Annotated in this window: 9 protein-coding genes and 3 tRNA genes; 3 read left to right on the forward strand and 9 right to left on the reverse strand. The window is 68.6% G+C overall.

The genetic code is table 11. The annotated features are described in order from the left end of the window. Positions 1-36: 36 nt before the first annotated feature. The 3 genes from AC3EU2_RS09780 to AC3EU2_RS09790 all read right to left on the reverse strand — a co-directional run bounded on the left by AC3EU2_RS09780 (position 37) and on the right by AC3EU2_RS09790 (position 4974). Positions 37-798 carry a DUF4391 domain-containing protein gene (locus AC3EU2_RS09780; protein ID WP_488176107.1) on the reverse strand — a complete coding sequence of 254 codons (762 nt, stop codon included), beginning with the start codon at positions 796-798 and terminating at the stop codon, positions 37-39. Continuing rightward, a complete protein-coding gene (locus AC3EU2_RS09785) occupies positions 795-3974 on the reverse strand; it encodes a helicase-related protein (protein WP_488176108.1) in 3180 nt (1059 codons plus the stop codon). The genes AC3EU2_RS09780 and AC3EU2_RS09785 overlap by 4 nt, the downstream gene beginning before the upstream one ends. A gap of 923 nt (positions 3975-4897) precedes the next feature. Further along, a tRNA-Phe gene (locus AC3EU2_RS09790) sits at positions 4898-4974 on the reverse strand. A gap of 166 nt (positions 4975-5140) precedes the next feature. Between AC3EU2_RS09790 and AC3EU2_RS09795 the strand changes: the two genes are divergently transcribed. Further along, entirely contained in the window at positions 5141-6172 is a 1032-nt protein-coding gene (locus tag AC3EU2_RS09795; RefSeq protein WP_488176109.1) for an aldose epimerase family protein, read from the forward strand. A gap of 172 nt (positions 6173-6344) precedes the next feature. Beyond that, positions 6345-7268, forward strand: a complete 924-nt coding sequence (locus tag AC3EU2_RS09800; protein WP_488176110.1) for an NADP-dependent oxidoreductase — start codon at positions 6345-6347, stop codon at positions 7266-7268. 10 nt (positions 7269-7278) lie between these two features. Here the strand turns inward: AC3EU2_RS09800 and AC3EU2_RS09805 are convergent, their stop codons facing one another. From AC3EU2_RS09805 to AC3EU2_RS09830, 6 genes are all read right to left on the reverse strand, one after another. Beyond that, a complete protein-coding gene (locus AC3EU2_RS09805) occupies positions 7279-7902 on the reverse strand; it encodes a LysE family transporter (protein WP_488176111.1) in 624 nt (207 codons plus the stop codon). A gap of 75 nt (positions 7903-7977) precedes the next feature. Next, positions 7978-8054: transfer RNA gene (locus tag AC3EU2_RS09810), tRNA-Asp, on the reverse strand. Positions 8055-8079: 25 nt separating this feature from the next. Continuing rightward, positions 8080-8152 (reverse strand) — tRNA-Glu (locus tag AC3EU2_RS09815). Positions 8153-8318: 166 nt separating this feature from the next. Next, positions 8319-8693 (reverse strand): GntR family transcriptional regulator, encoded by a 375-nt coding sequence (locus tag AC3EU2_RS09820; RefSeq protein ID WP_488176112.1) that lies wholly within the window; start codon positions 8691-8693, stop codon positions 8319-8321. Next, entirely contained in the window at positions 8690-9637 is a 948-nt protein-coding gene (locus AC3EU2_RS09825; protein WP_488176113.1) for a hypothetical protein, read from the reverse strand. The genes AC3EU2_RS09820 and AC3EU2_RS09825 overlap by 4 nt, the downstream gene beginning before the upstream one ends. Before the next feature lie 55 nt (positions 9638-9692). After that, positions 9693-10748 carry a PHP domain-containing protein gene (locus AC3EU2_RS09830; RefSeq protein ID WP_488176114.1) on the reverse strand — a complete coding sequence of 352 codons (1056 nt, stop codon included), beginning with the start codon at positions 10746-10748 and terminating at the stop codon, positions 9693-9695. Between the two features lie 48 nt (positions 10749-10796). On the opposite strand from AC3EU2_RS09830, the gene AC3EU2_RS09835 reads away from it, so the two are divergent. Further along, a complete protein-coding gene (locus tag AC3EU2_RS09835) occupies positions 10797-12137 on the forward strand; it encodes an alpha-hydroxy-acid oxidizing protein (protein ID WP_488176115.1) in 1341 nt (446 codons plus the stop codon). Positions 12138-12150 lie beyond the last annotated feature (13 nt).

Genomic DNA, 12150 nt, shown 5'->3' on the forward strand with positions numbered 1-12150 from the left:
CTGCTTTCTAGCGATTGTGTCGGAACAGGGCAGTGGTCATTGCGGCAAGGTCGGACTGTAGAGGGAGCCGGCGACAGTTTCGATCTGCTGCCTCAACTCTTTCGCCTTGGTGTTTAGGTGGATCCGACCTGCGTGGCTCTTCTCCTTCTTAGCGTCGCGGGTAACGACAGCCAACTCAGCGTTGAGTGCGGCGAGTCGTCCGCGGAGATCGAGTGCCTCATCGGTGCTGAGTGACGGCGAGGCGGGCTGGCCATCGGCGGCAGCGACCCGGACCAGATCGCGATACAGGGCCCAAAGGTCGGTGCGATTCAGGTTGTCGATCCTCAGCGCGCCGCGCGTGATGCTCTTGAGCGAAACGACGACGCCTTGGTCGACGACCGACGTGGCGTGGTCGGGATCGCTGAGGTTGATGTGCGTCAAAGCGAGCGAGATCGATTCGCCGTCACGAGGCGAGCTGAGGAAGAGGATCAATGGGCGAGGCATGCTGCGGTGGAGCAGCTCGACAAGCCTTGTCATGTCTGCCGGCGAGGCTGCGTCCGAGAGCTCGAGATGGAACACTGCGATGTCGTCGACACGCCTCAGTTCGTCGACATACGCAGGAACCTTTAGGTTGTCAGAGCGTAGGACGGCCTGGACTGACGCGCCGGCGACGGCCCGGGTGATCAGCGCCGAATCGGCCGTCTGTGACGCTGCCTGCTCCACCAAGGTCTTCTTGGGGATCCGTCCGGGCTGGTGCACCGACGCCGGGAGGCCCAGGACGATCTGAGGCGCAAAGGGGGTTGCTTCGCTGACACTCACGGCACCAGCGCCATCCACGCGATGAGGTCGACGGTGGCCAGCCCGCTTGCCTGTGCCTCGTCGCCGTAGGTTGATGCGCCGGCGGAGAAGAGAGATGCGACCGCGCTCTCTTTGGCCTTGCCGCTGACGGCTCGAACAGCAACGTCGAGCAGCTCTCGGTAGTGCTTTACGTCCCGCCCCTTACGAGTCGCTGTGTTGAAGGCGGCAAGCGCGTCGGCATCCGGCTCGGTCTGGCCGAGGGCGTGGTGGCGCAGTACGTCGAGCGCAAGCTTTGGCTGCTCGATTCCATGAGCGATGACTCCGTCGTCGGTGACGTAGACGAGCAGGTGGGGGGCGAGTGGGTAGTCCGCAGGCACCGCCGACGACCCTTCTCTGGCCCTTAGGAGGAAGATCGCACCGGGCGCGAGCCCGTCGTCGGCCAATGTGCCATCGAATCGGCTGACGCCGAACAGGGCGAGCGGCCAGTGCTCGATCTCCGCCAGTTCGGTCGCGGGTCGCGCGGCAGCGTCCATGCGGAAGTCGGAGAGGGTGAGGTCGGTGATGCTCAACCCGCCCGCGAGGTCTTCCATGGTGGGCGCGGCGACACGCATCTGCTCGAGCTGCCGGCGTCGGTACTCGAGATCGTTCATGGAGGCTGCGTCGCCAGAGTCCAGCACGTTCTCCTCCCCCGTCGCGGACACGTCGAGCAAAGACATGCGGCTGGAGACCCGCTTCTCCAAGTTGATGTAGGACTCCAGGTCGATGTTCGGCCAGAAATTCACCAAGTGAACGGTGGCGTTCGTCGTTCCGAGTCGGTCCACACGTCCGAACCGCTGCACGATTCGGACCGGGTTCCAGTGGATGTCGTAGTTGACGACGGTGTCGCAGTCCTGAAGGTTCTGCCCCTCGGAGATGGTGTCAGTCGCGATCACTACATCGATCTGGGGGCCGTTGCGATCACCGCCCTTCGCGCGTGGGGCGAATGACGCCAGCACGTCGTGCATGCCGCTTCGCACAAGGGGCGCTGTGGTTTTGGTGGAGCTGCCGGTAATAAGCGCGACGTGCAGCCCCAGATCAGCGACAGCCCATTCGGCGACGTTGGCGTACAGGTATTCCGCGGTGTCGGAGTAGGCCGTGAAGATCAAGGCCTTGCGGTTATCGCCGTTCGTCGGATTCTTGGCCTTTTCAACCAGGAGAGCCTTGAGCTCAGCCAGCTTCGCATCGCGGCTCACATCGACAGCCGAAACTTCGGCGAGGACTGCACGCAGGGTCTCTCGGTCCTCAACGAGGTCTTGACGCCATCTCATGCGGTCAACGTCTGCGAGGAACACCCGGACCTTCCCGCCAACTACGTCGTCCAGTTCTTGGTCGTCCATGTCGAGGTCGGACAGTTCGCTGAAGCTGTTGATCGAGAGACCCACGTCGTCACGCGCCTCGAACTCGTCGATGCGCTCGATCGCCGCTTCGACCTTGCCGAGGATCTTGGCGACCGTCAGCGACAGCGAATGGACGGATGACTCCAGTCGCTTGAGGAGTCCCATTCGCATTAGATGAACAATGTTGTCCTCACGGTCGGTCTGACGCCAGACCCGTGACCCGCCCGTTCGGAGATGGTGGTCGTACAGATCTGCGTACTTCTTCTTCGCCTTCTCGAGGACGTACGAAGTGGGCTTGTAGGCGGCAAGGTTGAGCATCAGGATGGCCGAGTTGAGATCCGCCAACGGCATCAGCTGGTCGGTCGCATCGATCGGCGGTGTCAGGTTGACCGGTGCCACACGTTCGGGGAAGCGGCCCACGTCGGCGGTGCCGTAGTACTTCTCGATGTGCTTTCGCGATCGCGCAATCGTGATGAGGTCAAGGAGGCGGATGTAGTCCATGCCGAGTGCCCCGAGCAGCGCATCGGTCGTGCGCTGCTCGTCGGGCTGGTTCTGCCACATCGTGAACCGGGCCTGAGCCTTGCGGAGCGTGCCCTCGATGCTCTTGATCCCGCTCTCCGCCAGAGCACTATCGTCGCCCTCGGTTGCGAAGAGCACCTGGTTCTTCAGGTCGGCGAGGCGGGTGTTAACGGGGGTTGCGCTCAACATGAGGACCTTGGTCTTCACCCCCGCCATGAACACCTCGCTCATGAGGCGCTCGTACCGGGTGGTGCGGTCCTTGACCTGCGGGTTGTTGCGGAAGTTATGGGACTCGTCGATCACTACGAGGTCGTAGTTGCCCCAGTTGACATGGGCGAGATCGATGTCCCCCGAGGTGCCGCTCTCACGGCTGAGATCGGTGTGGTTCAGGACGTCGTAGTTGAACCGATCAGTGACGAGCGGGTTGCGGGCATCGTTTGCGCGGTAAAGCGTCCAGTTCTCCCGGAGTCTCTTCGGCGCGAGGACGAGCACCCGGTCGTTGCGCAGTTCGTAGTATTTGATGACTGCGAGAGCTTCGAACGTCTTTCCGAGACCGACACTGTCCGCAACGATGCATCCGTTGTGGCGGTCCAGCTTTTCTATCGCACCCAGAACCCCATCACGCTGGAACTTGTACAGCTTCGACCACACTGCCGTGTTGAAGAAGCCGGTCCGGCCGCGATCGGCGGTTGCCTTTCCAGCTTCGTCAACGAAGTCGCCGAAGAGCGATATCAGGATTCGTAGGTAGACAGATTCGGGCGCGTTGTCGCGTGCGAGCACGCGCGCTGCATCCAGGAAGGCGTCCTGCGAGGGCTGAGATGCCGCGGAGTCGTGCCAGATCCGTTCGAAGTTGAGCGCCAGCTCCGCCGTCTGGTCGGCATCGTGGATCTCGCGAGGGAAGAGGAGCGAGGAGGACGAGACAAGGCCGAGGCTCTCTGCTTCGAATCCGGCGCCGTGGACGGCATAGGCTTCCGGCCCGTCCACCACTGTCCAAGAGTCCCGGCTACGGCGATTGAGACTCCGGGTCTGCAGGTGATGCTCAGCCCAAGTCAGGAACTCGCGGGCGATCCAGTGCTGCTCTAGACGGGCGCGGAGCATGTGCTCCTCGTCCAGTCCGTTGAGCGGCAATTCATCAAGTGACCCGCTGCGGAGAAGGAGGCGCGTCGGTATGTCTCTCAGCTCTTGACGGAGTGCGTCAAAGACGAAGATTGAGAAGGAGTCGGACAGAACATCTAGCCGCTTCGCGTTGAGCAGGTGCAGGCGCAGCCGTTCGATGATCGTGGATACGTCATCGACGGCCATGCTGATAGCACCCTCCCTGACTGAGCGTCCCCGGGTACCCCGGCCACCTGGTGTTCTATCCTTGCGCATTCCACCGAACCGTAGCCCGTCAGACCAGTCGCCGCTGTGGATTCCACACCCCGCGGGAGTGGGTAGGTCGGAGTCCGCGGGCAGCCTCGGAACCTGCCCCGAGTGCGACGGATCACTGGCCAGCAGGGGCTTGTCGGTCGTCACGCGCGCCGCCCGAGGCCCGGAGCGCCTCCCTGAACGATCGAAGTGATCCCTGACTTCGGCCCTTGGACCACGGTCCTACGCCCGCTCGTCCCAGAACGTTCCATTGACCGTTCAGTTTTCTCGATCGCGAGAAGGAGCCGAAGACGGTGGCGCCGCAATGCCTCGCGCTGCCTGACGGATTCACGAGCTTTCACGCCGGACTGCTCGGGAACGAGCGCATCAAGCCTGCGGTTCACCGCCCGAAGATCTGACTTCTGTTTCGCGAGCCGCGCTTTGAGTTGGGCCCTTCGAGTCTGCTTTCCCTTGTGTGTCGGTCGCTTATTTGCCACGTCTCAGACCCCGAGGAACTTCATTGTGCGCATTGCCGTCGTTGCTGACAGGTAGACACTCTGCTCGACTCCTGCGGTATGCCCGGTTGGCGCGGTTCTCACTCCTCGGCGCCATCGTAATGAGCGATCATCGAGGCGATCCCCGCGAGGATGCGCTTGCCGGGTCCCAAGGCGATCCCGGGCGCATGTGAGGGCCACTACGACTCCCTCCGCTTGGCGCCAACGAGGTCTCTTGATGTCGAGATTTCGTGCAACATCTCGTGCAACATCTCTCGGCCAATCGGGGTCTCTGGCGGTACCTCACGGTGCATCCCGCGTCTCCCGCCTGCGCGCCGACAACGACAAAGCCGCAGGTCACAGGGGTGTGACCTGCGGCTGGGGTGGTGGCCAGGGACGGGGTCGAACCGTCGACCTTCCGATTTTCAGTCGGACGCTCGTACCAACTGAGCTACCTGGCCGCGTCGTCACAGACTCCGGACCGCATGCGGTCGCGCCTGCTCAAACAGATAGCCAGGTCTCCCCGGCGTGCCAGAACTATAACGCATCTCCTCAGGCCCATCCGCGGCACCGAACTCGTACGGTGGGCGCGGAAGCGAACGCGAGTCGACGTCACGAGGAGTCCCCATGGGCCGGCACTTCGGCACGATGCCCGGCGGCGAGCCGGTTTCTGCCTTCACCCTCTCGAGCAAGACGGGCCTGGAGCTCACCGTGCTCGACCTCGGGGCCACGGTGCAGAGCATCCGGGTCCCCACCGGCGAGGGCCGGTCCGTGGAGGTGGTGCTGGGGTACGACGACGTGGCCGGCTACGTCTCGCCGGCCAACCCCTACCTCGGGGCCACGGTGGGCCGCTACGCGAACCGCATCGCCGGGGCGTCCTTCACGCTCGACGGAGCGGCGTATGCCGTCTCCGCCAACGAGGGACCGACCTGCCTCCACGGCGGGGTGGACGGGTTCCATGCCCGGGTGTGGACCGTGACCGACCAGTCTCCGGACGGCCTCACGCTGGAGCTCGTCAGCCCTGACGGTGACCAAGGCTTCCCCGGTGAGCTGACCGCGAGGACGACGTACGTCGTCGACAAGGGCACCGTCACCATCGACTACGAGGCCACGTGCGACGCCCCTACCGTCGTCAGCCTCACCAACCACGCCTACTTCGCCCTCGGCGGCCCTGACGGCGGCGGCGTCGACACGCACGTGCTCAGCGTCCAGGCGGACGAGTATCTCCCCGTCACATCGGCCTCCACTCCCGAGGGCCGGACGGAGCCCGTCGCCGGCACGCCGCTCGACCTCAGGGCGAGCGCCCCGCTCGCGCCGCGGGTGCGGTCCGCGCACCCTCAGCTGGCGCGAGTGGCCGGCATCGACCACACCTTCGTCCTCGGCGGGTCCGGCACCCGCACGGCCGCGCGGCTCGAGCACCAAGCCACCGGCCGTGCCATGGAGGTCGCCACGGACCAGCCGTCGATTCAGGTGTACACCGGCAACCGGCTCGACGGGACGATGGTCGGGCGGGAGGGCCGGCTCTTGCGACAGGGCGACGGCATCTGCCTCGAGACCCAGCAGTACCCGGACGCCCCGAACCAGCCGAGCTTCCCCGCTGCCGTCCTGCGCCCGGGGGCGACCTACCGGTCGCACACCCGCTGGACCTTCACGTCCTGACGGCCACCCGGGGTTGACGCCCGCCGGGGGCTGACGCCCGCCGGGGGCTGACGCCCGCCGGGGGCTGACGCCCGCCGGGGACTGACGCCCGCCCGGGGCTGACGCCCGCCCGGGGCGCCACACTCCTGGCCGTGAGGAATGCGGGCGACCCGCCGGCACGTTGGCCCTCACCATGCGTGCCATCACCTACAGCCAGTACGGCTCCCCCGACACCCTCACCCTCACCGACGTGGCCGACCCCCGGGTGGGACCCGGCGAGGTCCTCATCCGCGTCCGCAGCGCCTCGGTCAACCCGGTCGACTGGAAGGTCGCCGCCGGGTACCTCGACGGGCTCATGCAGGTCGACTTCCCGGCGATCCCCGGCTGGGACGTCGCCGGGGTCGTCGAGGCCGTGGGCCTGGACACCCCCGAGTACGCCGTCGGTGACAAGGTCATCGCCTACGCCCGCAAGGACTGGGTGCAGCACGGCACGTTCGCCGAGCTCGTCGCCGCCCCCGTGCGCACCGTCGCCCGCAAGCCGGCCAGCCTGGACTGGAACCAGGCCGCAGGGCTCCCGCTCGCCGGCCTCACGGCATACCAGCTGCTCACCCGGCTGGGCACCAAGGTGGGCGACACCGTCCTCGTCCACGCGGCCGCCGGCGGGGTCGGCATCCTCGCCGTCCAGATCGCGACCGCGCTCGGCGCGCGCGTCATCGGCACGGCCACCGAGGGCAACCACGAGTTCCTGCGGGGTCTCGGCGTCGAGCCGGTCTCGTATGCCGACGGGCTCGCCGAGCGCGTCCGGCTCCTTGCGCCCGACGGCGTCGACGTCGTCGCCGACTTCGTCGGGGGAGTGCTGGAGACGACGCTCGCGGTGCTCGCGGACGGCGGGCGGCACGGCTCGGTCACCGACCCGAGCGTCGAGCCGGCCGGCGGGATCTCGGCCTGGGTCCGACCCGACTCCGCGGACCTGCAGGCGCTCGCGGACCTCGCCGACGCGGGCCGGCTCACCGTGCCCGTCGCCGAGGTGTTCCCCCTCGAGGACGCCGCCAAGGCGTTCGAGCTGAGCCAGGGCGGGCACGTCCGCGGGAAGATCGCGATCGAGGTCAGCCGCTGAGCCCGCTCGGTCAGTGGACGGCGGCGAGCAGCACGCCGACCCCGACGAAGAGGCCGCCGAACGTCCTGTTCATCACCCGCTGACCGCGCGGGGTGCTCGTCATCCGTCGCAGACCCCGGGCGGCGGTGGCGAAGACGCACCACATGACGACGACGTCGATGACGACGGTCGTCGCCGCCAGCACGAGGTACTGCGGCAGCAGGGGACGGTCCGGTCGAGTGAACTGCGGGATGAAGGCAAGGAAGAAGACGAGGGCCTTGGGGTTCGTGAGGTTGACGAGGATCCCGCGACGCACCATGGCCCCCGGCGTCCTGGTCCCCGTCGTCGTGGGCGCGCCGTCGTCCTCGACCGCGCGCGAGCGCCACTGCCGGACACCGAGGTAGACGAGGTAGCCGGCCCCGGCGTAGCGGATGGCACTGAACAGGGCGGGGGAGCTCGCGACGAGCACACCCAGCCCCGCGGCGACCACGACGATGTGGGTGACGAGGGCGATCTGTTGGCCGAGGATCCCCCAGATCGAACGCGTCCACCCGACGCCCAGCGAGTTGGCCATCGTGTTGATGGCACCGGCGCCGGGGGTGAACGAGATGAGCACCCCGGTCACGACGAGGGACAGCCAGACCGACCACGACATGGGCGACAGGCTAGGGCCTGACGGCGCGGGGATGACGAGAGGCCCACACCTGGTGGTGTGGGCCTCTCGCTCTGGTGGCGACCCCGACGGGACTCGAACCCGCGACCTCCGCCGTGACAGGGCGGCGCGCTAACCAACTGCGCTACGGGGCCTTGCGGTTGCAAGACCGTTACTGCGTATCCCCAACGGGATTCGAACCCGTGCTACCGCCGTGAAAGGGCGGGGTCCTGGGCCGCTAGACGATGGGGACCCGTCTTCCGACGAGAACCCACGTCGCGCAGCGCGCAGCGCTCGGATCCGTCGTGGACTCGGAAAGCATAAGGGACTCTCGCGCAGGCTCCAAAACGAACCTCATCCGTGCTCGGAACGACCCCTTCGTATGCCGGCCGACGCAGAGCGTGGGACCCGCGCCCACCTCAGGCACGCCCCTCCCGGAGCGCTGCGCGGACCAGGTCGATGGCCGCGGACTCGCTCAGACCGGCCCGGGTGACGGATTCGGCGTACGCGGCGGCGCTGCGGTGGAGCGCGACGTCGGTGGCGTGGCCGCCGCCAGCGACGACCGTTCCGGCGCGGCGCCTCGTGGTGACCAGGCCCTCGGCCTCGAGCTCCTTGTAGGCGCGGGCCACGGTGTTGACGGCGAGGCCGAGGTCGCCGGCGAGGGCGCGCACGGTGGGCAGGCGGTCACCCTCGGCCAGGTTGCCGCGGCCGATGAGCCCGGCGAGCTGCGCCCGGACCTGCTCGTACGGCGGCTCCGGGGCGGACACGTCGACGGTGATGAGGAGGTCGCTCACGAGGAGAATCCCGTGTCGAAGCCATCGCCCGAGTGTGGGGTGCCGCGGCGATCGGCGACCGGAGCCGCGGCCCGGTCGAGCTCCTCGTGCGACCCCACCGAACCTGCCAGTGCTGCCAGCGCGACGAAGACCAGGCCGGCGGCGGGGACGTAGAGCCCGAAGGCCAGCCACTGGTAGGGGTCCCAGGGTGATTGCGGCGCGGACACCGAGTCGGCGCGCAACATCTGGGTCGCCTCGTTCATGTGGGCGCCGATCGAGAACAGGACCGCGCTCCCGGTGACCGCGAACCCGAAGGCCGCGGCCCGGACGACCCGCGAGGCGTCCCGGGCCCGCAGGTAGGTGTCCATCGGCTCGACGATCCGGGGACGGTCCCGGATCTCCCGCAGCGCCCACCACGCCGAGGCAGCGAGGACGACGCCTGTGCACGCGCTCGGCAGCAACGCCGGCCACCCGGGGAAACCGGCGGACACGCCGCCCGCGTCGTCGTGGCGTCGGACGAGAAGGGTGCCGGCGGCCGGCATGAGGCTTGCGGCAGCCATGGCCGTGAACGCGATGACGGCGCTGACGAGGGCGGCAAGGCGCTGGCGCGGCACCCCGGCGACGAACAGCCGACGGGGCGCGATCGTCGCCTGACGCACGTCGCCCGCGGCCGGGAGTCGGCCGAGGCGCGAGCCGAGGGCGGTCGTGACGACGACGACCGCGCACGAGGTCATCAGGAATGCCGGCACGGTCTCCACGAACGGGCGCTCCTGGCCTGCCGCGCGGACGAGGAAGGCGGGCAGCACGAAGGCGAGGGTCACCGCGAGGAGCGACGCGTTCGACGCGCTCGACCCCCACACGGGTCCGCGCCGCCGCAGGACCAGGACGATGACCAGGGCCAGGACGACGTACCCCAGGAAGGACGCGCCCAGCGTCGCCAGGTCCTTCACCACCTGCCCGTTCATACCGACCCCTTTGTCTCAATGTGTTGAGTCATTGAGACATAACTCGCAGCCGGTGTCAACGCCCGGGGTTGGCCCAGGCGTGGACCCGGTCGGCCTCCCACGTGGTGACGATCCGGTCCCACGGGACGCCGAGCCGTTCGGCGCGCTCGCAGCCGTAGGCCTTCATGTCGAGCTGCCCGGGCGCGTGCGCGTCCGAGTCGACCGAGAACAGGCAGCCGATCTCGAGGGCCAGCTCGATGAGCTCGTCCGGGGGGTCGCAGCGCTCCGGACGCGAGTTGATCTCGACCGCGGTGTCACCCTCGAGGCACGCCTCGAAGACGGCCTGCGCGTTGAAGTCCGACTGGGGGCGCTTGCCCCGCGAGCCCTCGACGAGCCGACCCGTGCAGTGGCCGAGGACGTTGACCCTCGGGTTGAGGACCGCCGCCACCATCCGCTTGGTCATCGGGCCGGAGTTCATCCGGAGCTTGCTGTGGACCGACGCCGTCACGAGGTCGAGCCGGCCGAGCATCGCCTCGGTCTGGTCGAGCGCACCGTCGTCGAGGATGTCGACCTCGATCCCCTTGAACAGCCGGAACGCCTCTCCCACACCGCGGTTGATCGCGTCGACGATGGCGATCTGCTGGGTGAGCCGCTCGGCGGTGAGCCCGTTGGCGATCCGCAGCTGGGGGGAGTGGTCGGTGAGGACCATCCACCGGTGGCCGAGCTCGATCCCGGTCAGCACCATCTCGTCGATCGGTGACCCGCCGTCGGACCAGTCGGAGTGGAGGTGGCAGTCCCCCTGCAGTGCGGCATACAGGTCCTCGCCTCCCACGACGAGCGGACCGCCGCTCTTGTCCTGCAACGACGCGAGGTATGCCGGTAGCTCGCCTCTCACGGACTCCTCCACCACCGCGGAGGTCGACTTGCCGATGCCGGGGATGTCCTGGAGGGTGCCGGCGAGGGCGCGCTGCTCGACCTCGTCGTCGCCGATCCCCTTGAGCGCCCTGGCCGCGCCACGGAACGCCTCGACGCGGTAGGTGCCGGCGCGGGTGCGCTCGAGCAGGAAGGCGATGCGGCGCAGGGCGTCGACCGGGTCGACCGGGGCCTCGAGCGGGGGGAGGAGCGCAACCATGGACCCAGTCTCGCCCACGTCGCCGACGCTCGCCGCTAGCGTGGCCACGTGACCGATGAGACCCTCCCCGAGACCGCGGTCGGACCCGGGCGCGCGCGCCAGGGCGCCATCTACCGACGCGGCACGCTGGGGCAGACGCCGCGCGTCCCGACCGCCGCCCACGAGCTCGAGGCGCGAGCCCGTGACGCGATGAGTGACCGGGCGTGGGCGTACGTCGCCGGCGGCGCAGGTGCCGGCGCGACGATGCGGGCCAACCGGGCGGCGTTCGACCGGTGGCAGATCGTCCCGCGGGTGCTCCACGGCCACACGACCCGGGAGCTGCGCACCGAGGTCCTCGGGACGCCGCTGTCGGCGCCGGTGATGCTGGCCCCGATCGGCGCGGCCGAGCTCGTCGCCCGCGACGCCGACGTCGCGATCGCCCGCGGGTCGGCGGCGGCCGGGACGCCGTACATCGTGTCGACGCAGGGCTGCTCGCCGATGGAGGAGACCGCCAGGGCCATGGGTGAGGTGCCGTGGTGGTACCAGCTGTACTGGTCCACCGACGAGCGGCTCGTCGACTCGCTCATCGGGCGGGCCGAGGCGGCCGGGGCGCGGGCGCTCGTCGTCACCCTCGACACGACGATGCTCGGCTGGCGGACCGCCGACCTCGACCTCGGGTCGCTGCCGTTCACGCAGGGCATGGGCATCGCGCAGTACACCTCCGACCCCCGCTTCATGGAGATCGTCGGGGAGCGGGTGGCCGCGGCGGGGGAGGGCCCCTCACCGCTGGCCGGGACCGCAGGAGCGGAGAAGGTCCGGGCTGTGGCGGGCGGCGCCCGGACGCTCCTCAACCAGTCGCGCCGCCACCCCGGTGGGGTGAGGGACAACCTGCGCTCACCGGTGCCACGCGCGGCCGTCGAGACCTTCCTCGACATCTACTCGAACCCGGGCCTGTCCTGGCAGCACATCGAGACGCTGCGCGAACGGACGACCCTGCCGGTGCTGCTCAAGGGGATCCTCCACCCGGACGACGCGGCGAGGGCGTTCGACGCCGGTGTCGACGGCGTCGTCGTGTCCAACCACGGCGGTCGGCAGGTCGACCGGTCCATCTCCTCGCTCGACGCCCTCGTGGCGATCCGCGAGCGGGTGGGGCGCGAGCCGGTCGTGCTGGTGGACAGCGGGATCCGCACCGGCGCAGACGTCTTCGTGGCGCTCGCCCTCGGCGCGGACGCGACCCTCCTGGGGCGGCCCCACGTCTACGGGCTGGCGCTCGACGGGTCCGACGGCGTGCGTGATGTCATCGACGACGTCGTCGCCGAGCTCGACCTCACGATGGGGCTCACCGGGGCCGCGAGCATCGCCGACGTCACCCGCGACGCGTTCCTCGTCCCCGCGCCCGAGGTGCCCTGACCTTCCCGGCTCG

This window comes from Knoellia sp. B-D-2 (genome assembly GCF_057714695.1).

Bases quoted from the DNA above. Each gene is read 5' to 3' on its own strand.
- AC3EU2_RS09830 (WP_488176114.1), bottom strand. From the start codon at position 10,748: ATGGTTGCGCTCCTCCCCCCGCTCGAGGCCCCGGTCGACCCGGTCGAC.
- AC3EU2_RS09800 (WP_488176110.1), top strand. From the start codon at position 6,345: ATGCGTGCCATCACCTACAGCCAGTACGGCTCCCCCGACACCCTCACC.
- AC3EU2_RS09805 (WP_488176111.1), bottom strand. From the start codon at position 7,902: ATGTCGTGGTCGGTCTGGCTGTCCCTCGTCGTGACCGGGGTGCTCATC.
- AC3EU2_RS09795 (WP_488176109.1), top strand. From the start codon at position 5,141: ATGGGCCGGCACTTCGGCACGATGCCCGGCGGCGAGCCGGTTTCTGCC.
- AC3EU2_RS09825 (WP_488176113.1), bottom strand. From the start codon at position 9,637: ATGAACGGGCAGGTGGTGAAGGACCTGGCGACGCTGGGCGCGTCCTTC.
- AC3EU2_RS09785 (WP_488176108.1), bottom strand. From the start codon at position 3,974: ATGGCCGTCGATGACGTATCCACGATCATCGAACGGCTGCGCCTGCAC.